Origin of the sequence: Rhodococcus olei (genome assembly GCF_039540555.1) — a bacterium.
Lineage (GTDB): Bacteria > Actinomycetota > Actinomycetes > Mycobacteriales > Mycobacteriaceae > Rhodococcus_G > Rhodococcus_G olei.
This window is the reverse complement of record NZ_BAABFB010000068.1, coordinates 81,943-104,506: the sequence shown is the minus strand read 5'-3', so window position 1 is coordinate 104,506 and position 22,564 is coordinate 81,943. Positions and strand designations below refer to the sequence as shown.

18 protein-coding genes and 1 pseudogene are annotated in these 22,564 nt (G+C 69.5%); 11 read left to right on the top strand and 8 right to left on the bottom strand.

Annotated elements, in window-relative coordinates; all coding sequences use genetic code 11:
- Both ABD951_RS23325 and ABD951_RS23320 read right to left on the bottom strand, forming a co-directional pair.
- Positions 1-255, bottom strand: a pseudogene (locus ABD951_RS23325) (pyridoxal 5'-phosphate synthase lyase subunit PdxS); the annotation flags it as partial.
- An 86-nt stretch (positions 256-341) separates the two neighbouring features.
- Entirely contained in the window at positions 342-1,565 is a 1,224-nt protein-coding gene (locus tag ABD951_RS23320) for a DegT/DnrJ/EryC1/StrS family aminotransferase (RefSeq protein ID WP_345351001.1), read from the bottom strand.
- Between the two features lie 555 nt (positions 1,566-2,120).
- On the opposite strand from ABD951_RS23320, the gene ABD951_RS23315 reads away from it, so the two are divergent.
- Positions 2,121-2,714: a TetR/AcrR family transcriptional regulator gene (locus tag ABD951_RS23315; protein WP_345350998.1), complete on the top strand. Its 594-nt coding sequence runs from the start codon at positions 2,121-2,123 to the stop codon at positions 2,712-2,714.
- A gap of 209 nt (positions 2,715-2,923) precedes the next feature.
- The gene (locus tag ABD951_RS23310; protein ID WP_345350995.1) at positions 2,924-3,406 is read left to right on the top strand and encodes a VOC family protein; all 483 of its coding nucleotides are present in this window, start codon (positions 2,924-2,926) and stop codon (positions 3,404-3,406) included.
- A gap of 93 nt (positions 3,407-3,499) precedes the next feature.
- On the opposite strand, the gene ABD951_RS23305 is transcribed toward ABD951_RS23310, so the two are convergent.
- Positions 3,500-5,575 carry a PhoX family protein gene (locus ABD951_RS23305; RefSeq protein WP_345350992.1) on the bottom strand — a complete coding sequence of 692 codons (2,076 nt, stop codon included), beginning with the start codon at positions 5,573-5,575 and terminating at the stop codon, positions 3,500-3,502.
- 244 nt (positions 5,576-5,819) lie between these two features.
- Between ABD951_RS23305 and ABD951_RS23300 the strand changes: the two genes are divergently transcribed.
- Positions 5,820-6,977 carry a 3-ketosteroid-9-alpha-monooxygenase, oxygenase component gene (locus ABD951_RS23300; RefSeq protein WP_345350989.1) on the top strand — a complete coding sequence of 386 codons (1,158 nt, stop codon included), beginning with the start codon at positions 5,820-5,822 and terminating at the stop codon, positions 6,975-6,977.
- A gap of 136 nt (positions 6,978-7,113) precedes the next feature.
- Positions 7,114-7,893, top strand: coding sequence for a crotonase/enoyl-CoA hydratase family protein (locus ABD951_RS23295; protein WP_345350986.1), 780 nt, complete (start codon positions 7,114-7,116; stop codon positions 7,891-7,893).
- Here the strand turns inward: ABD951_RS23295 and ABD951_RS23290 are convergent.
- The 3 genes from ABD951_RS23290 to ABD951_RS23280 are packed head-to-tail and all read right to left on the bottom strand — an operon-like array spanning position 7,890 to position 11,281.
- On the bottom strand, positions 7,890-8,639 hold the full coding sequence (locus ABD951_RS23290) for an amino acid ABC transporter ATP-binding protein (protein WP_345350983.1): 750 nt from the start codon (positions 8,637-8,639) through the stop codon (positions 7,890-7,892). The two genes, ABD951_RS23295 and ABD951_RS23290, sit on opposite strands and share 4 nt — an antisense overlap.
- Before the next feature lie 4 nt (positions 8,640-8,643).
- Positions 8,644-10,437, bottom strand: a complete 1,794-nt coding sequence (locus ABD951_RS23285; protein ID WP_345350980.1) for an ABC transporter substrate-binding protein/permease — start codon at positions 10,435-10,437, stop codon at positions 8,644-8,646.
- Between the two features lie 49 nt (positions 10,438-10,486).
- Complete coding sequence (locus ABD951_RS23280; protein WP_345350977.1) at positions 10,487-11,281, bottom strand: LLM class F420-dependent oxidoreductase; 795 nt, start codon at positions 11,279-11,281, stop codon at positions 10,487-10,489.
- Between the two features lie 266 nt (positions 11,282-11,547).
- Between ABD951_RS23280 and ABD951_RS23275 the strand changes: the two genes are divergently transcribed.
- From ABD951_RS23275 to ABD951_RS23250, 6 genes are all read left to right on the top strand, one after another.
- Entirely contained in the window at positions 11,548-12,651 is a 1,104-nt protein-coding gene (locus ABD951_RS23275; RefSeq protein WP_345350974.1) for an ABC transporter ATP-binding protein, read from the top strand.
- 139 nt (positions 12,652-12,790) lie between these two features.
- Positions 12,791-14,068, top strand: a complete 1,278-nt coding sequence (locus ABD951_RS23270; protein WP_345350971.1) for an ABC transporter substrate-binding protein — start codon at positions 12,791-12,793, stop codon at positions 14,066-14,068.
- A gap of 54 nt (positions 14,069-14,122) precedes the next feature.
- Entirely contained in the window at positions 14,123-15,181 is a 1,059-nt protein-coding gene (locus ABD951_RS23265) for a carbohydrate ABC transporter permease (protein ID WP_345350968.1), read from the top strand.
- A 275-nt stretch (positions 15,182-15,456) separates the two neighbouring features.
- Positions 15,457-16,257 (top strand): carbohydrate ABC transporter permease, encoded by an 801-nt coding sequence (locus ABD951_RS23260; protein ID WP_345351010.1) that lies wholly within the window; start codon positions 15,457-15,459, stop codon positions 16,255-16,257.
- A complete protein-coding gene (locus ABD951_RS23255; RefSeq protein WP_345351013.1) occupies positions 16,254-16,457 on the top strand; it encodes a hypothetical protein in 204 nt (67 codons plus the stop codon). The genes ABD951_RS23260 and ABD951_RS23255 overlap by 4 nt, the downstream gene beginning before the upstream one ends.
- Positions 16,458-16,587: 130 nt before the next feature.
- Positions 16,588-18,834 (top strand): transglycosylase domain-containing protein, encoded by a 2,247-nt coding sequence (locus ABD951_RS23250; protein ID WP_345350965.1) that lies wholly within the window; start codon positions 16,588-16,590, stop codon positions 18,832-18,834.
- Positions 18,835-18,858: 24 nt separating this feature from the next.
- On the opposite strand, the gene ABD951_RS23245 is transcribed toward ABD951_RS23250, so the two are convergent.
- A complete protein-coding gene (locus ABD951_RS23245) occupies positions 18,859-19,806 on the bottom strand; it encodes a DUF1214 domain-containing protein (RefSeq protein WP_345350962.1) in 948 nt (315 codons plus the stop codon).
- Between the two features lie 297 nt (positions 19,807-20,103).
- Here ABD951_RS23245 and ABD951_RS23240 point away from each other — a divergent pair, with 297 nt between their 5' ends.
- Entirely contained in the window at positions 20,104-20,865 is a 762-nt protein-coding gene (locus ABD951_RS23240; RefSeq protein ID WP_345350959.1) for an SDR family oxidoreductase, read from the top strand.
- Between the two features lie 42 nt (positions 20,866-20,907).
- On the opposite strand, the gene abc-f is transcribed toward ABD951_RS23240, so the two are convergent.
- Positions 20,908-22,518, bottom strand: coding sequence for a ribosomal protection-like ABC-F family protein (abc-f, locus tag ABD951_RS23235; RefSeq protein ID WP_345350956.1), 1,611 nt, complete (start codon positions 22,516-22,518; stop codon positions 20,908-20,910).
- Between the last annotated feature and the right edge of the window lie 46 nt (positions 22,519-22,564).

The window sequence follows — 22,564 nt, the reverse complement described above, 5'->3', positions numbered from 1 at the left end:
CATCACCGGGATCGACACCGCGGCGATGATGCCGTCGATCATGTCCGGATCCGACATGCGGGACACGCCGCCCTGGGCGCGGATGTCGGCCGGCACCCGCTCGAGCGCCATGACGGCGACGGCGCCGGCGTCCTCGGCGATCTTCGCCTGCTCCGGGGTGACGACGTCCATGATGACGCCGCCCTTGAGCATCTCGGCCATCCCCCGCTTGACGCGGGCGGTGCCGGTGGTGGAGGCGGTGTCGGGGGTGTTCACGGGGGCTTCTTCCTTCGAGGGAACGGATATGGGTTCGAGCCGAGTCGGTGCGGGGGGGCGCGCACGCCCCCCCGCACCGACTCGTTTCAGACGGATGCCTGCGCCGGGGCGTGCCGGGATGCGAAGGCGTGGATGCTCGCGACCACGTGCGCGAGTTCCTCGTCGGTCATGCCGTGGCTCATGCCGAGCGACATGCCGCGCTCGAACACCTCGTCCGCGTTCGGCAGGCCTGCCTCGGGCACGCGGTATTCGACGTTGCGCATCATCGGATGGCGGGTGACGTTGCCGCTCCACACCGTTCGGGTGTCGATACCCGCGCCTTCGAGTGACTCCTGCAGGTCCGAGCGGGTGAATCCGGCGTCCTGACGCACCGTGACCGGGTAGCACAGCCACGCGGTGTGGAAATCCTCGAGCTGGCGGGGCAGGCGGAACAACGTCGGGTAGGCGCCGAACGCGGCGCTGAACGCCTCGAAGATCTGTTCGCGGCGCTGGTAGTTGGTGTCGAGCTTGCTCAGCTGGACGAGACCGAACGCCGCACCCAGTTCGGACGGCTCGAAGTTCCACGGGAGCACGTCGAAGATGAAGTCGTTGTCGTACGCGACGCCGTCGAGGTCCTCGCGGAACACCCGGCCCTCGCCGGCCGATCCGAAGAGATGCGGCTCCGAACGCCGGCCCCAGCGTCGCAGCATCAGGCCCTTGTCTCGGAGCTTCTCGTCGTCGAGGCACACCATGCCGCCGTTGCCGGCGCAGGTGATGATGTGGGCCATCGCGAAACTGGTCACGGTGATGTCGGACCGCGATCCGGTCTTGGTTCCCCGCAGCGTCGTTCCGATGCAGTCGCACGAGTCCTCGATGACCTTGAGGTCGTGACGGTCGGCGATCTCCCGGATCGCGTCCCAGTCCGGCGCGTTGCCGGCGAGGTTCGGGACCAGGATCGCCTTGGTCTTGTCGGTGATCAGCTCTTCGATCTTGGTGACGTCGACGTTGTAGGTGTCGGGTTCGACGTCGACGAAGACGGGGATCCATCCACCGCGCACGATCGGGGACACGTCGGTCGAGAACGTGAGCGGCGAGGTGATGACCTCCGACCCCTTGGGCAGGTCGAGCAACTCGAGCGCGAGGTAGAGCGCGGATGAACCCGAATTGCACATCAGGCCCAGCTTCTTGCCGTACAGGTCGGCAACCCGGCGCTCCATCTCGGCGACGTTCTTGCCGATCTTGAGGGCGAACGGGCCGCCCCGCAGCACCTCGAGACATGCGTTGATCTCGGCCTCGTCGTGAACGCTTCGGGCATAGATGACCCTGGTCATGGGACCTCCTCTGTCGGGGTGTGGCGATGGTGGTGTGACGTCGCGGGCGAATCGCCGAGCAGCCCGTGACGTACCGGCGGATCGGTGCAACGGGAGCGAGAGTGCTCGAGCCTCGCGACGGGCCGGCGACCACCGTGTCGGCGCTTCCTGATCGTTACCAACTGAGCGCTTGCTCTGGAAGCTAGCTCTGTATCCGGGCTTCTGTCAAGCCCATTCACCAGCCGATATCCTTCTCGTTGTGGGGTATTGACGAGGTGCCGGTTCCGACTTAGTCTCGTTCAAAACTGAGCAAGTGCTCAAATGGGAGCGTCGCGGCCCAGAGTGCGGAGCGTCCGCCGCGGCATCGGCGGCAGCTGGAACGAGTGACCGAGAACCGGCCGGAAGGACCAGCATGGGAAGTCGATTGTCTGCGCCCGCAAGGATCCAGGCCGGCGGCTGCACGAGCGGCGCCCGAGTTCGGGTCCGCGGCAACCCGCTCCGCGGCCGACGTGGCGTTGACTCGGTCATTCGGGTTCACCTAGTGTTCGCCGAGCAACGACGAGAGGACCGCTCACCATGCCGCGCGCTGCCAACACGCGTCAACACATTCTCGACGTGTCGGCCGAGTTGTTCGCCAAACAGGGCGTGGCGCAGACCTCGGTGCGGCAGATCGCCGATGCGATCGGTGTCTACTCGAGCGCGCTCTACCACCACTTCCCGTCCAAGGACGCGATCGCCGTCGAGTTGATGGGGAACTACCTCACCGAACTGGCGCACAGCTACGAGACGGCAGCACCGGAGACGCTGCCGCCTCGGCAGCGCCTCCACGCCATCGTCCTGGTGTCGCTGAAGATGGCGGTGCGCTATCCCGCCGCCACCGAGATCTATCAGCACGAACTCACGCTGCTGAAGGAATCTCCCCAGTACCGGGAGGTCAAGAAGCTCGGTGATCGTGCTCAGCGAGCCTGGCTCGACACCATCGAGGCGGGAATCGAGGCGGGAGTATTCCGGAAAGACCTCCCTGCCAAGGTTTTTCACCGGTTCATCCGTGACGCGGTGTGGTTGTCGATCAAATGGCGGAACCCCCGCGGACGCTACACCGTCGAGCAACTGGCCGACGACTGCATCGCGATCTACCTCGACGGCTACGCGGTCGCCCCGGAGAAGTGACGACCGCGTGACCGCCGGTGCCGCTCATGTCGTGCGGAGCGACCGGAGGAAGGTCCTCACGTCGGCGACGAGCGCATCCGGAACCTCCAGTGCGGGGGGAAGTGGCCCCCGGTCACCGAAGTTCCTCCGCCCACTGCGTGCCGCGCGACGACGACACCACGGCCGCAGACCGCGAATCGCCACCGTTGCCACCGAAGGGATCTCGACCAATGCGCACCGAACCCGGCCAGTTCCTCTACGACCTCGCCGAACTCCACCACGTCGGCATCGTCGTCGAGGACATCGAGGCGGCCGCGGAGTGGGTCGAGCGGCTTTACGGGGTGACGGTGGCCGTCTTCGACGAAACCACCTACGCGTGCCGCATCGAGGGTGTCGAGCACAGCACCGTGCAACGGATCGGGCTGTCGGTGTCCGGTCCCCCGCACATCGAGCTGCTGCGCGCCGTTCCGGGATCGACGGTGTGGACACCCAAGCCGGGGGTCCACCACCTGGGGTTCGTGGTGGACGATCTCGCCGCGGCGTCGAAGGAACTCGAGCGTCGTGGAGCCCCCTTGTGGATGGGCGGGCTTCGTGACGGCCGGGCGCCCGCCGGAACCTGCTACCACCGAGACCCGTTGGGTCAGACCATCGAGCTGCTCGACCGCGCCACCCGGGACGGACTCGAGCGGCGCCTGCACGCGCGGTCGACGTAGACGGCCCGATGCTGCGGCCGGAGCCACCGCACCACTGTCACGGGATGCGGTGGCTTCGTCCGGTGCCGTCCGGAGCGGCGCGGCGGATGGTGGCTACACGCCGACCCGGCCACCACCGGCCGGCCACACCGCGACCACCGCGGGCCGCGGCTGGCTGGTGCCGCCGTCCGGCCAGTGCGAGGCCGGGGCGTCGGCGCTGGCGCCGTCCAGTTCGCCGGGATGCTGCACGCACACCATCACCCGGCTGTCGCCGATGATCGGGCCGCAGGTCTCGGCGCCCTTCGGCACGGTCAGGAACTGCTTCGTCTCACCGCGGCGAGCGCCGTCGAGGACGACGCTGAACAGCCCGTCGTTCGACTTCAGCGCGTTGCCGTCGGTGGAGATCCACAGGTTCCCGTGCGGGTCGAACGCCAGGTTGTCCGGGCAGGAGATCGGGCTGACCCGGGACTTGTCGAAGCCGCCGAAGTAGGTGTCGGCGGCGGCCGGATCGCCGCACACCAGCAGCAGGTTCCAGGTGAACTCGGTGCCCGCGTGGTCGTCCTCGATCTCGAGGACCTGGCCGTTCTTGTTGTTGTTGCGCGGGTTCGGCTCGTCCGCGGCCGGGGTGCCGTCCGCGCCGCGCTTGGAATTGTTCGTCAGCGCGACGTACACCTTGCCGGTCTTCGGGTTCGGTTCGAAGTCCTCGGGCCGGTCCATCTTCGTCGCCCCGACGCGGTCGCCGGCCAGTCGGGTGAACACCGCGACCTCCTCGGCGCTCATCCCGTCGACGAGGGACTCGCCGCGACCGTCGTCGCCGGTGCGCAGCAACGGAATCCACTGGCCTCGACCGGCGAACCGCCCGGCCGGAGGCAGGGTGCCGCTGCCGTCGATGCGGTCGGGCTCGTCGCCGGTGAGCGTGGCGACATAGAGGGTGCCGGCGTCGAGCAGGGTCAGGTTGTGCCGCATGCTGGCCTGGCCCGCGCCGGGCATCATCTTTCGGCTGGAGACGAACTTGTACATGTAGTCGAACCGCTCGTCGTCGCCGCTGTACGCGACGACGGTGCCGTCGTCGGTGACGTGGATCGTCGCGGCCTCGTGCTTGAACCGGCCGAGGGCGGTGTGCTTGACCGGGGTGGAGGCCGGATCCCACGGGTTGACCTCGACGACGTACCCGAATCGGTTGACCTCGTTCGGTTCCCGCGCCAGGTCGAAGCGCGGGTCGAATCGTTCCCACTTGCGCTCGCTCGCCCCGCCGGTCACGCCGTACCGCTTCAGCCGGGCCGCGGCGGTCGGGTCTGTGACCTGGTCGGCGTTCGCGAAGTACTGGTTGAAGTTCTCCTCACCGGACAGCACCGTGCCCCACGGCGTGATCCCGCCGGAGCAGTTGTTCAGGGTGCCGAGCACCCGGGTGGCGGTGGGGTCGGCCGTGGTCGCGAGCAGAGGCGAGCCGGCCGCCGGGCCGGTGACGAGAAACTCGGTGTTCGCGGTGATCCGGCGGTTGTTCGGGCCGAATTCCGGTGTCAGCCGTCCGGATCCCGGCTCACCCGCGACCTGCACGACGGACAGTCCGTGCGCCGCGATCGCCGTCTGGAACTGCTCGAGGGTCGGATTCTCCGCGTCGTATCCGCGGAACATGAACGGCTCGGTCGTGTACTCGTGGTTGACGACGAGAAGGTGGGTGTTCGGCCGACCCTCGACCGGCAGCAGACCGGCGAAGTCGTTGTTGAAGCCGAACTGCATCTCCTGCGCCCGCGGGGTCTGGCGGTCGAAGTCGAACGCCGGGGCGCCGGGCAGAACCGGGTCGCCCCAACGGATCACGACCGCCTGCTCGTAGTTCTCCGGGATCACCACGGCGTCCTCGGTGTTCGGCGCGACCGCGGTGAAGGCGGTCCCGGCCGGTGCCTGTCCCCCGCCCGCGGTCGTGGTCGTGCCGTCGGCCCCGCTGCCCGACTCGTCGGAACACGCCGCGAGCGCGCCACCCGCGCCGAGGGTCAGCACGGCGACCGCGCCCGACTTGAGCACCCCGCGCCGCGTCATCGCGGTGCGCACGATGTCGCCGAAGTACTGCCCGCCGGACGTGTTCGGCACCGCGTGCGAGCAGGCGTCGCCGCACTTGTACCGGCAGGTGACGGACGCCCGCGACGAGGTGCCGTCGTGGTTGACGAACAGCGCGAGGGGCAAGAGCTTCACGTGGGACTCCCGATTCCATGGTGGGCAACTCGGGGCACCGTAGAAGCCGGAAGCAATGGCAAGGGAAAGCGCAAGTGAACGACCGACCAATAAGGTGACCCTAACTGTGCCGTGATCGAAACCCGAACGACCGCAAGGACGCTCGCGTTCTTACCGCACAGAGGGAAAGAGCCTTGTCCGGCCCTGGGGCAGCGCCGACCATCGGTCGGATTCGGCGATGTGAACGACGACACATGGAGGACCCATGACGCGCAGCTCCACCCCCGACGGCGCGGTCCGCGAGATCGAGGCCGTGGCCGCCCCGACCCGGTTCGCCCGCGGCTGGCACTGCCTGGGCCTGGCCCGGACCTTCCGCGACGGCACGCCGCACTCGGTCGAGGTGTTCGGCACCAAGCTGGTCGTCTTCGCCGACGGCGAGGGCAGGCTGAACGTGCTCGATGCGTACTGCAGGCACATGGGCGGCGACCTGAGCCAGGGCACCGTCAAGGGCGACTCGATCGCCTGCCCGTTCCACGACTGGCGGTGGGGCGGCAACGGCAGGTGCACCGGCATCCCCTACGCCCGCCGTGTCCCGCCGCTCGCCCGCACCCGCGGCTGGCTCACCCTCGAGCGCAACGGCCAGCTGTTCGTCTGGCACGACCCGCAGGGCAACCTGCCGTCGGCGGACGTGACGATCCCGGAGATCGAGGGCTTCGGCACCGACGAGTGGAGCGACTGGACCTGGAACGCGGTGCTGATCGAGGGGTCGCACTGCCGTGAGCTGGTCGACAACGTCGTGGACATGGCGCACTTCTTCTACGTGCACTTCAACGTGCCGCGCTCGTTCAAGAACGTCTTCGAGGGCCACGTGGCCTCGCAGTTCATGAGTTTCACCCCGCGCTCGGACATGGGGGACGTGGAGTTCGTCGACTTCGGCGAGGAGAGCGTCACCCAGTCCGACGCCTCGTACTTCGGGCCGTCCTACATGATCGACAAGCTGACCGCGGACACCCCGGCCGGACCGATCGAGACGATCCTGATCAACTGCCACTACCCGGTCAGCTCGACCTCGTTCGTGCTGCAGTACGGCGTGATGGTCAAGAAGCTTCCGGGCATGTCCGACGAGCAGGCCGAGGCCATGGCGCAGCAGTTCGGGTCGGGCACGATGGCCACGTTCGAGCAGGACATCGAGATCTGGAAGAACAAGGCCAAGATCGACAACCCGCTGCTCTGCGAGGAGGACGGCCCGGTCTACCAGCTGCGCCGCTGGTACGAGCAGTTCTACGTCGACGTCGAGGACGTCACCGAGGACATGGTCAAGCGGTTCGAATTCGAGATCGACACCACCCGCTCGGGCAAGCACTGGGACGAGGAGATGACCGCGAACCGGGCCGCGCAGGCGGCGGAACGGGCCGGCGTCTGACGGAGGCGGTGGCGGGCCGGCGCGGGCCGGTGCCCGTCACCGTGTCGTGTCTTCCGGGACAATCGCGGTCGGGTGCGGGACAGTCGAGGTGCCGCCCCGATCGTCCCGGCGGCCGCGACCGGTGAGGGGAACCGTCATGTTCGACAGCGCTGTTCGGTCCGAGGTCACGGACGCCGTCACGACGATCACCCTGGACCGTCCGGACCGGCGCAACGCGGTCGACGGACCGATGGCAGGTGACCTGCGGAGGGCGTTCGAGGCGTTCGAGGCCGACGACACGCAGCGGGTGGCCGTGCTGTGGGGTGCCGGTGGCAACTTCTGCGCCGGCGCCGACCTCACCGCGATCGGTGATCCGGCCCGGGTACCCGAACTCGACCCGGAGGGCGGTGGCACCGGGCCGATGGGACCGACCCGGATGGCACTGAGCAAGCCGCTGATCGCCGCGGTCAGCGGCTACGCCGTCGCCGGGGGCCTGGAGCTGGCCCTGCTCGCCGACCTGAGGGTCGTCGAGGAGACCGCGACGTTCGGCGTCTTCTGCCGGCGCTGGGGTGTGCCGCTGATCGACGGCGGCACGGTCCGGCTGCCCCGGATCGTCGGGCAGGGTCGGGCCCTGGACATGATCCTGACCGGGCGCCCGGTCGACGCGACCGAAGCCCTCGCGATGGGCCTGGCGAATCGTGTCGTCCCGGAAGGGGGCGCGCTCGGTGAGGCGCAGCGGCTGGCCCGCGACATCGCCGCCTTCCCCCAGGTCTGCATGCTCACCGACCGCGCCTCCGCGTACCGTGGGCTGGATCTGCCGCTCGCGCAAGCCCTTCGGGACGAGGGGAAGGCCGGGGTGCCGGTCGTGTTCGCGGAGGGCGCGGCCGGCGCGGCCAGGTTCACGGGCGGTGCCGGCCGGCACGGAGCGCAGGCCTAGAGCACCTGGGACAGGAAAGACCGGAGCCGGTCGGTCTGCGGGTCGTCGAACACGGCCTCGGGTTCGCCGGTCTCGACGACGACGCCGCCGTCCATGAACAGCACCGTGTCGGAAACCGTTCGGGCAAAACCCATCTCGTGGGTGACGACGATCATCGACATGCCGCCGGATGCCAGGTCCGCCATCAGTGCGAGTACACCCTTGACCAGTTCCGGGTCGAGCGCCGAGGTGGCCTCGTCGAAGAACATGATCTCCGGCTTCATCGCCAGCGCCCGCGCGATCGCGACCCGCTGCTGCTGACCGCCGGACAGGTTGGCCGGACGGGAGTCCGCCTTCGCCCGCAGGCCGACGAGGTCCAGCTGTTCGAGCGCCAGCGAACGGGCCTCGTCCTTGGACAGTCCGCGCAGTTTGCGGGGGCCGAGCGCGACGTTGTCGGCGACCGTCCGGTGCGGGAACAGGTTGAACTGCTGGAACACCATGCCGATGCGCTGGCGCAGCCGGTCGGGGTTGTCCCCGAGAACCGACCGGCCGTCGAGCAGGATGTCGCCGGCGTCCGGTTCGTGGAGGCGGTTCAGAACGCGGAGCAGCGTCGACTTCCCGGAACCCGACGGCCCGATCACGGACGTGGTGGTGCCGGCGTCGACGTGGATGTCGACGCCGCGGAGGATCTTGTTGCGGCCGAACGCCAGGTGCAGTCCGGTGCCGGTCAGCGAACCGGATTCGGCGTCGGAGGCGGGTGCGGTCACGTCTCTATCCCCTCTCCACGACGATCGCCTGTTCGAGATCGTCGAGTGTGCCCGACGTGTCGGCCCTCCCGGTTCGCAGGCGCTTGTCGATGAAGTTCACCAGGTGGGTCAGCGGGATCGTCAGCACCAGGTAGAACAGGCCCGCCGCCACCAGCGGCGACAGGTTCCCGGTCTGCGCGTTCAGGTCCCGCCCCACCGCGAACAGTTCCCGCTGGGTGGCGAGCAGGCCGAGGAAGTAGATCAGCGAGGAGTCCTTGATCAGGGAGATGAACTGATTCATCAGCGCAGGCAGCACCCGGCGGACGCCCTGCGGGATCACCACCAGTGTCATCGCCCGCCGGTAGCCGAAGCCGATCGCGCGGGCGGCCTCCATCTGTCCGGGTTCGACGCTCTGGATGCCGGAACGGAAGATCTCCCCGATGTACGCCGCGGCCAGCAGCGCCAGCGCCGCCGCACCGAGCCAGTACGGGTTGTTGCCGGTGACGTTCTTGACCACCGGTCCGACGCCGAGGCCGACGATCAGGATGATGACGACGGCAGGCAGTCCGCGGAAGACGTCGGTGTAGACACGCGCGGGCCAGCGCAGCCACCGGGTGCGGGAGATGCCGGCGATCGCCAGCAGCATCCCGAGGGCGGTGCCGATCACCCCCGACGTCAGGGCGAGGATGACGGTGTTCGGCAGGCCGGTCCGGAGCAGGTCCGGGATCGCCTTGCGGTACAGCCCCCAGTCCAGGAACGTCTCTCGCAGCTGGGTCAGCGTCGACTTCGGGGCCGCCTGGCCGGTGCCGCCCTCCTGGGTGTGTTCGGCCGCGAGCGCGGCGAAGTCGGGCAGCACCGGGGCCGGCGCGGCCTTGCTGCCGGGCTTCCAGCCCGGCGGCAGCTGCCGCGGCACCCACTCGGTGTACAGCTTCGACCAGGTGCCGTCCGCGATGACCGCGTCGAGCCCCGAGTTCAACGCGTCGATCAGGGCCTGGTTGTCCTTGTTCACCGCCCAGCCGACGAAGTTGTTGAGGCTGAAGGTGTTCTGCACGATCGACGTGCCGTCACCGGGTTTGATCGCCCCCTCCGCCTGCTGCGACGGCGCCACCCAGGCGTCGATCTGCCCGGACTTCAGATTCGCGTACGCGGTGTTGTAGTCCGGGAACTTCACCGGATCCAGTTTCAGGGTGTTGACGACATAGTCGTCCTGCACCGTGCCCTGGACCACCCCGATCCGGGTGCTCGCGTTCAGGTCGGAGAAGCTCTGCACCTTCCCGCCGTTCGGTGCGACCAGCGAGAAGTAACCGAAGTCGTAACCGTTGGTGAACCCGACGGTCTTGCGGCGGTCGTCGGTCGTGGTGATCGACGACGACCCCACGTCGAAACGGTGGTTCGCGACCTGCGAGAGCAGCCCCGCGAACTCGGTCCCGGAGAACTGGATCTGCAACCCCAGCTTGGCGGCGATCGCCTTCAGCAATTCGTTGTCGAAGCCGGTGAACGTGCCCGCGGAGTTCACGCAGATGCTCGGCGGCGCGTCGGAGAGCGTGCCGACGCTGATGGTGCCGGGCACGATCAACCCCAGCGCATTCACGTCGATCTGGTCTACGGGTTTCGTGGTGTCGGTGGTGTAGCGGTCCTCCCCCGCCGCCGCGGCCGCCGAGTCGAGGTTGGTCGGCGCCGCGGCCGCCGCCCCGACCCCGGGCGGGGAGCACAGGTCCGTCACGGAACCGTTCGATCCGCCGGAACAGGCGGTCAGTGCACCCACCAGCAGCACCAGCAGGACGAGCAGCCAGGCGGCGACCGATCGGGAGCGGAACATGGGGAGAGCGTAGTCGCGGCCACCGTCCGACGCGCGGACCGAACCCCGGTCAGGCCAGACCGGCCAGCGGCTGGGGGAAGTGGTCGTCCCGCCAGCGCACCGCCTCGGCGAGCGCGCCCAGGTCGTACTCGGGGCCGCCGGCATGGGCGGTGAACAGGGTGACCCCGGCGTCCACGAACGCCGCCGCCGTCTCGGCGCCCGGCCACGCGACCGAGCGTTCGATGTGGAGGGCGTCGCGGCCCACGGCGGCGCAGTGGTCGGCGAGCACCTGCGACTTGTGCTGGAGGGCGTCGAGGTCGGCGAAGCTGTGCCAGATGTCGGCGTACTCGGCGGCCAGGCGCAGCGTCTTGCGCTCACCGCCGCCCCCGATCAGGATCGGGATGTTCCGTGTCGGTGCCGGATTCAGTTCCCCGAGGCGGGTGCGGATCCGGGCCAGGTTCTCCCCGAGCAGCCGCAAACGGCTTCCGGCGGTGCCGAATTCGTATCCGTACCGGTCGTAGTCCTTCTGGAACCAGCCGCCGCCGATGCCGAGGATCAGCCGGCCGCGGCTGATGTGGTCGACCGTGCGGGCCATGTCGGCCAGCAGGTCCGGGTTGCGGTAGCCGCCGCCCGAGACCAGGGCACCGATCTCGACCCGTTCGGTCTGCTCGGCCCACGCACCGAGCATCGTCCAGCATTCGAAGTGGGCGCCGTCCTGGTCGCCGTAGAGCGGGTAGAAGTGGTCCCAGTTGAAGACGATGTCGGCGCCGATGTCCTCCGCGCGCAACACCGCGTCGCGGATCAGCGTGTACTCGGGCGCGTGCTGGGGCTGGAGCTGGACGCCGATACGCACGGGACGGGTCATCGGAACTCCTTCGCACCGGGATCGCATCTCACCGTATCCCCGTAACAGGTTCGTCGCACGACGTTGGGGCGCACCCGCGCGGTCCGCGAATCGCCCGGCGTCCGGACCGGCCCGCCGGCCGGAAGCGCGGCCCGCCACCCGGGCCCTCACCGGATGAACCAGGGCCACCACCTGGCGCCGGAGCGCATCGGGCGATAATCTCCGCACCACCCGAACACGGACAGTCCCGGCAGGCACGCCGCCGGTGAAGGGATCGACGACATCCGATGGCGACAGTCACCTACGACTCGACGACCTGCCTGTTCCCCGGCTCCGACAAGCCGGCCGTGGACAGTTTGCAGCTGGACATAGCGGACGGTGAGTTCCTGGTGCTGGTCGGCCCGTCGGGCTGCGGCAAGTCCACGTCGCTGCGGATGCTCGCGGGGCTCGAGGACGTGCACGCCGGCCGGATCCTGATCGGCGGCCGCGACGTCACCGCGTCCGAACCGAAGGACCGTGACATCGCGATGGTGTTCCAGAACTACGCGCTCTACCCGCACATGTCGGTGGCCGAGAACATGGGCTTCGCGCTCAAACTCGCGAAGACGCCGAAGGACGAGATCCGGCGGCGCGTCGAGGAGACCGCGAAGATGCTGGACCTGTCGCAGTACCTGGACCGCAAGCCGAAGGCCCTCTCCGGCGGCCAGCGGCAGCGGGTGGCGATGGGACGCGCGATCGTGCGGCAGCCGCAGGTGTTCCTGATGGACGAGCCGCTGAGCAACCTCGACGCCAAGCTCCGGGTGCAGACCCGCACCCAGATCGCCCAGCTGCAGCGCAGGCTCGGCACCACCACGGTCTACGTCACCCACGACCAGGTCGAGGCGATGACGATGGGCGACCGGGTCGCGGTCCTCAAGGACGGCATCCTGCAGCAGTGCGCGTCCCCGCGGGAGCTGTATGCGCGGCCCGTCAACGTGTTCGTCGCCGGCTTCATGGGGTCGCCGTCGATGAACCTGTTCACGCTGCCCGTCGTCGACGGCGGTGTCCGGTTCGGCGAGGCGGTCGTTCCGGTGCCGCGTGACACCCTCGGCCTGGTGCACGAGTCCGAGGTCGTCGTCGGCCTCCGGCCCGAGCACCTCGAGCTGGCAGGCGCGAGCGACGCGACGGGGAACGGAGCGCAGTCGGGTGTCGAGATGGAGGTCGACGTGGTCGAGGAGCTCGGCTCGGACGCCTACATCTACGGCCGCGCCGCGCTGGCCGGTGTCGGGCAGGAGATCGTCGCCCGCGCGGACTGGCGGCGTCCGCCCCGCAAGGGCGACCGGGTCCGGCTGCACGTCGACCCGTCGGAGGTACACCTGTTCTCCACGGTCGACGGCCGGAGGCTGGGCTGACCATGACCGATCCAGTGCGGGGGTAATGACCGACAATCCGCTCCGACCGTGCCACAGTAGGCGACGACACATGCCTCGGCCCGGGTCGGTTCGGTGGCCGCGGAGGGTCGCGGACTCGTCTCTTTTCGAAAGGTGGACCATGCGTTCTTTCAACACGCGGTCGCGGATCGCGGTGGCGGCCTCGGCCGTCGCGCTGCTCGCGCTCGCCGGCTGCTCCAGTGACAACGGCGGCGGCAGCGTCGACGAGGCCGTCGGTCAGAACCTCGACGGTCGCGGCGCGATCTCGTTCGCGATGGGCAAGAACGACGTCGACAAGCTGCAGCCGGTGATCGAGAAGTGGAACGCCGCGCACCCCGACCAGCAGGTGTCGCTGAAGGAGCTGCCCGGTGAGGCCGACGACCAGCGCAACAAGCTGGTGCAGTCGCTGCAGGCCGGCAACGCCGACTACGACGTGATGGCGCTCGACGTCACCTGGACCGCGGAGTTCGCCGCGAACGGCTGGCTGCAGCCGCTCGACGGCAGCCTGGCGCTCCCGGTCGGCGACCTGCTGCCCGCCACCGTCGCCAGCGCCACCTACCGCGGCACCCTCTACGCGGGCCCGCAGAACACCAACGCCCAGCTGCTGTACTACCGCACCGACATGGTCCCGGCCGCGCCGGCGAACTGGAAGGCGTTGACCGACAGCTGCGCGGTCGCCACCTCGAAGTCCGTGGACTGCATGGTCACCCAGCTCAAGCAGTACGAGGGCCTGACGGTCAACACCACCCAGTTCATCAACTCGTGGGGTGGCGCTGTCGTCGGACCCGACGGCAAGACCCCCGAGGTCGAGTCGCCACAGTCGAAGGCAGGCATGCAGGCGATGGTCGACGCCTACCAGGGCGGGCAGATCGCGAAGCGGTCCACCGGGTTCACCGAGGAGCAGACCAACCTCGCGTTCGTCGGCGGTGAGTCCATGTACGCCTACAACTGGCCGTACATGTACACCAACGCCGAGAAGGACGGTTCCGCGGTGAAGGGCAAGGTCGGCGTCGCGCCGATCGTCGGCCCGAACGGTCCCGGCGCGTCCACCCTCGGTGGCTACAACGACGGCATCAACGTCTTCTCGAAGAACAAGGCCACGGCCCGCGACTTCATCGCGTTCATCCAGAGCCCCGAGAACCAGATGGCGTTCGCGGACGCCTCGTTCCCGCCGGTGCTCAAGTCCGTCTACGACGACGCGGCGCTGGTCGCGAAGTACCCGTACCTGCCGGCGCTGAAGGCCGCGCTCGAGAACGCGGTCCCGCGCCCGGTCACCCCGTACTACAGCGCGATCTCCAAGGCGATCCAGGACAACGCGACCGCCGCGCTGACCGGCAAGGCGACCGTCGACCAGGCGGCCGCGAACATGTCGGCCGCGATCGTCAACGCCGCCAAGTAGCGGACGAGGCCGGTTCGGCAGATCCGTTCGAGACGAGGAATCAGGTAGTTGAAGATGGCCGACTCTGCCGAGCCGGGCACCCACGACGGGGACGCCGTGACCGAAGTGATCGACTTCGGCCGCGGCGTCCCCTCGTCGGGTACGCCCGCCGATCCGCCGACCCGCCCGAAGCGGGCCCGCGACTGGCGGCCGCTGTACCTGATCGCCCCGACGATGGTGATCCTCGCGATCGTCATCGTGTATCCGGTCGTCAAGGCCGTCCTGCTGTCCTTCCAGCGCAACCCGGGCGTCGACCCGAACACCGGACGGTTCGTCAAGGGCGGGTTCGCCGGAATCGACAACTACCTGCTGTGGCTGACCGGCAACTGCGGCGCCGGTCGCGGCACCTGCCCGCCCGGCACCCTCGGCGCCGACTTCTGGCCCGCCGTCGGGGTGACGTTCTTCTTCGCATTCGCGATCGTCGGCATCTCGACGCTGCTCGGCCTGTGGATGGCGACGATCATGAGCCGCACGTTCGTCGGCCGCTCGTTCGTCCGCGCCAGCGTGCTGATCCCGTGGGCGATCCCGACCGCGGTGACCGCGAAGCTGTGGTTCTTCATCTTCGCCGAGGACGGGATCGCGAACCGGCTGCTCGGCACCGACATCGCCTGGACCACCGACCCGTGGGCGTCGCGGTTCGCGGTCATCGTCGCCGACGTCTGGAAGACCACCCCGTTCATGGCCCTGTTGATCCTCGCCGGACTGCAGATGATCCCGCAGGACGTCTACGAAGCGGCCCGCGTCGACGGCGCGACCGCCTGGCAGCGGTTCACCTCGATCACCCTGCCCCTGGTCAAGCCTGCGCTGATGGTCGCGGTGCTGTTCCGCACCCTCGACGTGCTGCGGATCTACGACCTTCCGGCGATCCTGTCCGGGACCTCCGGCGCGACCCCGGTCACCAGCGTGTCGATCCTGACCGTCGCGGACATCCGTCAGGGCAACCTGCAGAGCGCGTCGGCGCTCTCGACGCTGATCTTCCTGATGATCTTCGCGGTGGCCTACATCATGGTGAAGTTCCTGGGCGCCAATGCGGTGCGTACCCAGGACGAGCAGCGCAAGGGTGGTGACCACTGATGGGTCGGCACAGCAGACCCGAGGGTGGGGGCTCGGCCCCGTACGAGCGGTTCACCTCCGAGGTCCCGAACGACTCCCTCGAGACGACCGTGCTCCCCGCTGTGCCTGCAGCCCCGGAGCCCGATCCGTCCCGTTCCGCGACCGCCGGCGCCCGGGTGATCGAGGCCCCGGCTCCCGCCGCGGTCGCGCCCGCGGCCGCCCCTGCCCGATCGGCCGACGAGGGCTCTCCCGCACCCGCGCGGCGCCGGACCGTCGGCCCCGCGGCCCGCAACTACATCGGCGTCGTGATCATCCTGCTGTGGGGGCTCGCCCCGTTCTACTGGATGGTGGTCACCGCCTTCCGGGACAGCGCGTACACATTCGACACGACCCCGTGGCCGACGCACCTGACCCTGGACAATTTCCGGGACGCGCTCGCCACCGACAAGGGCAACGACTTCCTCGGCGCGATCGTCAACAGCCTGATCATCGGCGCGGTCACGACCGCGGTTGCGCTGCTGCTCGGTGTGTTCACCGCGTACGCGTTGGCGCGGGTCGACTTCCGCGGCAAGTACCTGGTCACCGGGATCATCCTCGGCGCTTCGATGTTCCCGACCGTCGCGCTGGTGACCCCGCTGTTCCAGCTGTTCGGCGACCTCGGCTGGATCGGCCAGTACCAGGCGCTGATCATCCCGAACATCTCGTTCGTGCTGCCGCTGACCATCTACACGCTGACCTCGTTCCTGTCGGACCTGCCGTGGGAACTCGAGGAGGCGGCGCGGATCGACGGCGCCTCCCGCGGGCAGGCGTTCCGGTTGGTGATCGTGCCGCTGGCCGCGCCGGCGCTGTTCACGACCGCGATCCTCGCGTTCATCGCGACGTGGAACGAATTCATGCTGGCGAGCCTGCTGTCGACGGAGCGGACCGAGCCGGTGACCGTGGCGATCGCCCGGTTCGAGGGCCCGGACGCGTTCAGTCAGCCGTACGCGGCGATCATGGCGGCGGGCACGCTCGTCACGATCCCGCTGGTGATCATGGTGCTGGTGTTCCAGCGGCGCATCGTCTCGGGCCTGACCGCGGGCGGCGTCAAGTCGTGAGCGAGGACCGCCGCCGGGCGCGGCGGCGTCAGCAGCTGGAGATGCTGGTCGGCGTGCTCGGCTTCTTCACCGTGATGGCGTTCCTCGGCGCGGTCGTCGGCATCGTCCGCGGTGACCAGGCGGTGACGCCGTCACTGGTGCTGCTCGGCTGCGTGGCCGCCCTCGGTGCGGCGCTGATGGCATGGCGGCGGAGCCGTTGACCGTCACCACGACGGACACGCTGGCGGGCCGGGTGGTGGACCTCGCCGTCGGGTGATGCCACGATGCGGGAGGGACGGGCGCACCCGCCCCGACACCGTCACGTTCTTCTGACCCATCAGGAGAGTGCATGTGAGCCAGCCGCCCGGCGCGACCTCGGAACCGCCCACACCCCCGGACGACCCGGGAGGTGACGGTCCCCCGGGCGACGTCGGGCCTCCCGACGGCGGTGACGGTGCGCAGCCCCCGCCCCGTCGACGGAGGGGCCGCCGGATCGTGTGGGCGGCGGTCGCGGTGGTGCTCGCGCTGGTGGTGCTGCCCGCCGCGGCGTTCGCGATCGCGTACACGCGGGCGGTGGTGCCCCGGCCGGCGGACATGCGCACCAACCAGGTCGCGACCGTCGTCGCCGCCGACGGGTCACCGTTGACGAGTGTGGTTCCGCCCGAAGGCAACCGCACGGAGGTGGCGATCGACGACATCCCCGTGCACGTGCGGATGGCGGTGCTCTCGGCGGAGGACCGCAACTTCTACTCCAACCCGGGATTCTCGATCAGCGGCTTCGTGCGCGCGGCCCGTGACAACGTCCTCGGCAAGGAGAGCGCCGGCGGCGGCTCGACGATCACGCAGCAGTACGTGAAGAACACCCTCGTCGGTGCGGACCGCAACGTGGTCCGCAAGTGGCGGGAGCTGGTGATCTCCTCGAAGATGGCCCGGCAGTGGTCGAAGGACGACATCCTGGCCGCCTACCTCAACACCATCTACTTCGGCCGCGGCGCCTATGGCATCGCGGCGGCGTCGAAGGCGTACTTCGGCAAGCCGGTCGGCGACCTCACGGTGTCGGAGGGGGCGGTCCTGGCGTCGGTGATCCGCAGCCCGTCGTCGTTGGATCCGGAGTCCAATCCTGCTGCCGCGCAAGCACGATGGGGGTACGTTCTCGACGGCATGGTCGAGATGGGTGCGCTCACCGCCGCGGATCGGGCCGCGCAGGAGTTCCCGCGGGTTCTGCCGCTGGCGCAGCTCGCCGACGCGGGTGCCGCTCGCGGACCGGAGGGACTCATCCGGTCGCAGGTCCTGGCTGAGCTGGCCGCGTTGGGCATCAGCGAGCAGGAACTCAACACCGAGGGGCTGCAGATCACCACGACGATCGACCCGGTCGCGCAGGCGGCGGCGGTGGAGGCGGTGACCGAGACACTCGACGGGGAGCCGGCCGAGCTGCGCACCGCCGTGGTGTCGATCGACCCCCGAACCGGTGGTGTCAAGGCCTACTACGGCGGCGCGGACGGCGCCGGATTCGACTTCGCGCAGGCACCGCTGCAGACCGGGTCGGCGTTCAAGGTGTTCGGCCTGGCCGCCCTGCTCGAATCCGGCAAGGGGCTGCAGACGACGTTCAACTCGGCGCCGGTGACCGTCGGCAACGTCACCATCACCAACGTCGAGGGCGAATCGTGCGGCACCTGCACGATCGCCGAGGCACTCAAGAGGTCCCTCAACACCAGCTTCTACCGGTTGACGCTGTCGATGGAGGACGGAGCGCAGAAGATCGCCGATGTCGCCCACTCGGCCGGCATCCCGCTGCACATCCCCGGCGTCGAGGGCATCAGCCTCAGCCAGGACGGTGGTCCGCCGGAGAACGGAATCGTGCTGGGCCAGTACCAGACTCGCGTGGTCGACATGGCGTCCGCATACGCGACGATGGCGGCGTCCGGGGTGTACCGCGCCCCGCACCTCGTGCAGCGGGTCGTCACCGCCGAGGGACGGGTGCTGTTCGACCGGGCTCCCGATCCCGGCGAGCAACGCATCCCGGCGGCGGTCGCGGACAACCTCACCCAGGCGATGCTGCCGATCGCGTCGTACTCACGCGGGCACGCGCTCGCGGGCGGTCGGCCGTCGGCGTCGAAGACCGGGACCGCGCAGCTCGGCGACACCGGTCAGAACAAGGACGCGTGGATGGTCGGGTACACGCCGTCGCTGGCGACGGCGGTGTGGGTCGGGACGGAACAGTCGCGGCCGCTCGTGAACAGTTGGGGCGGACCGGTGTACGGCTCCGGGCTGCCGTCGGACATCTGGAAGAAGACGATGGACGGCGCCCTCGACGACACGGACTGGGAGTCCTTCCCGTGGCCCAAGCCGATCGGCGGGCAGGCCGGGGTACCGGCCAACTCGGGAGCGGGGGGCGCGACCTCGACCGCGGGTCCGGGTGCCCCGGCCCCGGCCCCGGCCCCGGCCCCGGCCCCGGCTCCGGCGCCGGACGTGGCGTCCGCGCCGTCGGCACCCGCCCCGGCCCCGGCCCCGGCCCCCGTCCCGGTGCCGGTGGCCCCGCCGCCCCTGCCGCGGTCCGTGGAAGTCCTTCCGGGCGTGGTCATCCCGCTCCCCGGCTGACCCCGCCACCGGGGGTGTCACCGGTCAGCCCCGTGCGGGCACCAGCTTGGGTGGCTGCCAGGTGCCGCGCCGCACCGTGGCGCGCGGCCGGTACAACCGGACGAGGTAGTTCCACCCGTCGGTGGTGGGGATCGCGTTGGGGGTGCCGTCCGGGAAGTCGCCGAAGCGCACGGTCACCGACCCGTCGGTGTTCGGGGTCCCGGTGATGTTGTTGACGCTGTAGACGTTCCGCGGGTTCTTCTCGAAGTAGCCCTGCCCGTTGTAGACGGAGATCGACCAGAACCCGTCGACGGGCACGTCCCGAAGCGTGCACTCGTAGTTTCCCTCCGGGACGTCCGGGGTGACTCCGATGTAGGACGCCTCGTCGCTGGGGAGCCCGCCCCACCCGGCGGCGGTGCCGATCAGGTGCCGCACGGGATCGACCTGGTCGGGGCGGCCGAACGTAGAGTGGAATCCGGTGAGGCCGCCCGCGAGCGTCAGCAGTGTCTCCCGGGTGCTGTCCATGCTGGCGGTGTCGTACTCCGGCGGGACGAAGGCCTGTGCGGAGCCGGCCGTGATCTGCAGCCGGTCCTGCAGTTCCGAGACCGTCCGAACGTCCTCCACCGCGTTCGGGTCGACGAGTGTGCGCACGGCGACCAGGGCGTGCCGCGTGCCGAAGTCGGCGGCCCGCAACTCGTATGCGCCGGGATCGTGGAAGATGGCGCCCACGTAGTGATCCTGGTTGACGACCATCGCCGACAGGTAACGGTCGCCGTGCTCCGGAATCGTCAGCGTCGCGCCCGCGGCGAGGTCGACGACGGCGAAGCTGTACAGGGTGTCCCGGTTCATGCGGATCACGGTCTGCCGGTCGATCGACGCGGGTTCGCGATGGTGCATGAAGGTGTTGACCGCCCCGGCATCGCGTTGCAGATCCGCGAACATCCGGTCGGTCTCGGCTCGGACGAAATTGTCGACGCTGACGTGAATGTGCACGACTGTCAGTCCTTTTCCTTCGTGCCCGGATCGGGGACGAAGGTCTTCCGGTGCACGAACCCGGACCCGGGCGTCGGAGGCTGCCGTTGCCCGCGCCGGGGTCGTCGTACCGGCGACCGAGCAGCGGCACCGCCATGATGATGACGGTCTTCACCGTAGGCCATCGGCGGCGCGAACCGGGTGAACACGCAGCCGTGTCCGGGACCGAGAACTCCGGACCCCGTGTCGGGAGTGGAGGAAGACGATACGCTACGCCACGACGGATCGAGGTCACCTCGATCGGGTGGAGGACGAGGGATGGGCAGGAACGCGACGCGCGGCAACATTCTCATCACCGGGGCCAGTTCCGGACTGGGCCGCGGGATGGCGCGCGAATTCGCGGCGCGGGGACGCAATCTCGCGCTCGCGGCGCGCCGGACCGAGAGACTCGAGGAACTGCGGAGCGAGCTGGTGGCCGCCCACCCGGGCATCAGGGTCGCGATCCGGACCCTCGACGTGGACCGGCACGACGACGTGTTCGGCGCGTTCCGCGAACTCGACGACGAGCTCGGCGGCCTGGACCGGGTGATCGTCAACGCGGGGCTCGGAAAGGGGCAGCCCCTCGGAACCGGGTACTTCCGGGCCAACGCGGCGACCGCGACCACGAACTTCCTCGGCGCGCTGGCGCAGAGTGAGGCCGCGCTCGAGTTGTTCCGGCCCCGGAACGCGGGCCACCTGGTGCTGATCTCGTCGGTGAGCGCGGTCCGCGGGATGCCGCGCAACCTCACCACCTACGCGGCGTCGAAGGCCGCGGTCGCGTCGCTCGGCGAGGGCATGCGGGCGGACCTGGCCAGGACCGGCATCACCGTCAGCACGATCTTCCCCGGCTTCATCCGCTCCGAGATCAACGAGAACCTGACCAGGGTGCCGTTCATCGTCGACACCGAAACCGGGTGTCGCGCACTGGCTGCAGCCATCGAGAAGGAGCCGAGCACGGCGTACGTCCCGGCGTGGCCGTGGCTGCCGGTGGCCCTGGCGATGAAGGTGCTGCCTCTGTCGGTCGTGTCGAAGATGGCGTAGTTCCGGCAGCGACAACGGCAGCACCTCCCCTCGCGTCCGCGGTCACAGGGTGAACCGGTCGCCGCGGAACCGTTGGCGCATACGGCGATCGTGGGTGACCAGGACGACCGCGCCCGCGAACGAGTCCAGCGCATCCTCGAGTTCCTCGACCAGAGCCGGGGAGAGATGGTTGGTCGGCTCGTCCACCAGCAGCAGGTCGGCGCCGGAGGTCGCCAGCCACGCGACCTCGAGGCGCCGGCGCTGTCCGAACGACAGGTCCGCCAGCGGGCGATGCAGATCGTCGGGTCGGAAGAGGCCGAGCGAGAGCAGTTCGGCGGCCGCGTCGTCGGGGAAGCCGCGCCGCTGCCCGGCGTAGGCCTGCGCCAGGGTCGTGGTGTCCGGCCAGGTGCCGCCGCTCTGCCTCAGGAAGCCGACGCGGGCCGGTGCGTGCACCTCGCCGCTGTCGGGCGCGATCTCCCCGGAGATCACCCGCAGCAGGGTGGTCTTACCCGCACCGTTGGGTCCGGTCACCAGGAGTCGGCCACCGTGTGGCACCTCCAGTTCGGGAATCGACAGCCGCGACCCGACCCGCACGTCCCGCAGTCGCACCAGCGGTCCGCCGGACGCCCCCGAGGTGTCGGCGGACAGCATCGGGGTGAACCTCAGTGGCTCGGGAGGCGGCGTCACCCGGTCCCGGGTCAGTCGCTCGATCCGCTCCTTGGCGTTGCGGATTCGTCCCATCGTTCCGTGCTGGCGTCCGCGTGCCCGGAACGCGCCGTGCCCGAACCCGGCCTTCTCCTGCTTGCGTGGGATGGCATCGAGCCGGGTCGCGTTGGTCGCCACGAGCCGTTCGCTCCGGGCGAGTTCGGCCCGCCAGGCCTCGTGGTCCTGCAGTCGCCGTCGCCGCTCGGCGGCCTTCGCGACCAGATACCCGTCGTAGCCGTCGCCGTAGCGGCGCACCCCGCGCTCGGCGACCTCGAGGATCACCGGGGTCAGGCGCGCCAGGAAGGTGCGGTCGTGGGTGACCGCGACGACGGTTCCGCGGTGCTCGAGCAGCCGGCCCTCGAGCCAGGCGACCGCGGCGTCGTCGAGATCGTTCGTGGGCTCGTCGAGCAGGAGCAGGTCGGCGTTCGACGCGAGAGCCGTCGCCAGCGCCAGCCGCGCCTGCTCGCCGCCCGAGAGTGTGTCGAGGCGGCGCGACCGGTCGAGGTTCGGCAGGCCGAGCGTGTGCAGCCCGACGGCGACCCGGTCGTCGACGGCGTAGCCCTCCCGACTCTCGAAAAGGCTTGTCGCCTCGTTGTATTCGTCGAGCAGTGCGATCAGGGCGTCTCCGGTGGCGTACGCCAGCCGCCGTTCGACGTCGCGGACCCGCGACTCCAGTGCCCGCAGATCGCGCAGGATGTGGTCGATCGCCGCCTGGACCGTGGCATCGTCCGGTAGGTCCAGCGACTGCGCGGCGTGGGCGATGCCGCCGGGCGCGAGGGCGTGGACGGCGCCGTTGTCGGGGCGGGTCCGGCCGGCGATCAGGGCCAGCAGCGTGGACTTGCCGGATCCGTTGTCGCCGACGACGCCGACCTTGGTTCCGGGCGGAATCGACAGGTCGACACCGTCGAGGACGACTCGCTCGCCGAAGCGTTTCGTGACCGCGTGCAGGGACAGTCGAGGGACGGGCATGGGCGTGCTCCTGTGTCCGGACAGATCCGGATCGATCGGGGAAATG

What these genes read in the sequence shown, in the direction of transcription:
- ABD951_RS23320 (WP_345351001.1), bottom strand. Translation starts at nt 1,565, where the DNA reads ATGACCAGGGTCATCTATGCCCGAAGCGTTCACGACGAGGCCGAGATC.
- ABD951_RS23315 (WP_345350998.1), top strand. Translation starts at nt 2,121, where the DNA reads ATGCCGCGCGCTGCCAACACGCGTCAACACATTCTCGACGTGTCGGCC.
- ABD951_RS23310 (WP_345350995.1), top strand. Translation starts at nt 2,924, where the DNA reads ATGCGCACCGAACCCGGCCAGTTCCTCTACGACCTCGCCGAACTCCAC.
- ABD951_RS23300 (WP_345350989.1), top strand. Translation starts at nt 5,820, where the DNA reads ATGACGCGCAGCTCCACCCCCGACGGCGCGGTCCGCGAGATCGAGGCC.
- ABD951_RS23295 (WP_345350986.1), top strand. Translation starts at nt 7,114, where the DNA reads ATGTTCGACAGCGCTGTTCGGTCCGAGGTCACGGACGCCGTCACGACG.
- ABD951_RS23285 (WP_345350980.1), bottom strand. Translation starts at nt 10,437, where the DNA reads ATGTTCCGCTCCCGATCGGTCGCCGCCTGGCTGCTCGTCCTGCTGGTG.
- ABD951_RS23280 (WP_345350977.1), bottom strand. Translation starts at nt 11,281, where the DNA reads ATGACCCGTCCCGTGCGTATCGGCGTCCAGCTCCAGCCCCAGCACGCG.
- ABD951_RS23275 (WP_345350974.1), top strand. Translation starts at nt 11,548, where the DNA reads ATGGCGACAGTCACCTACGACTCGACGACCTGCCTGTTCCCCGGCTCC.
- ABD951_RS23270 (WP_345350971.1), top strand. Translation starts at nt 12,791, where the DNA reads ATGCGTTCTTTCAACACGCGGTCGCGGATCGCGGTGGCGGCCTCGGCC.
- ABD951_RS23265 (WP_345350968.1), top strand. Translation starts at nt 14,123, where the DNA reads ATGGCCGACTCTGCCGAGCCGGGCACCCACGACGGGGACGCCGTGACC.
- ABD951_RS23240 (WP_345350959.1), top strand. Translation starts at nt 20,104, where the DNA reads ATGGGCAGGAACGCGACGCGCGGCAACATTCTCATCACCGGGGCCAGT.
- abc-f (WP_345350956.1), bottom strand. Translation starts at nt 22,518, where the DNA reads ATGCCCGTCCCTCGACTGTCCCTGCACGCGGTCACGAAACGCTTCGGC.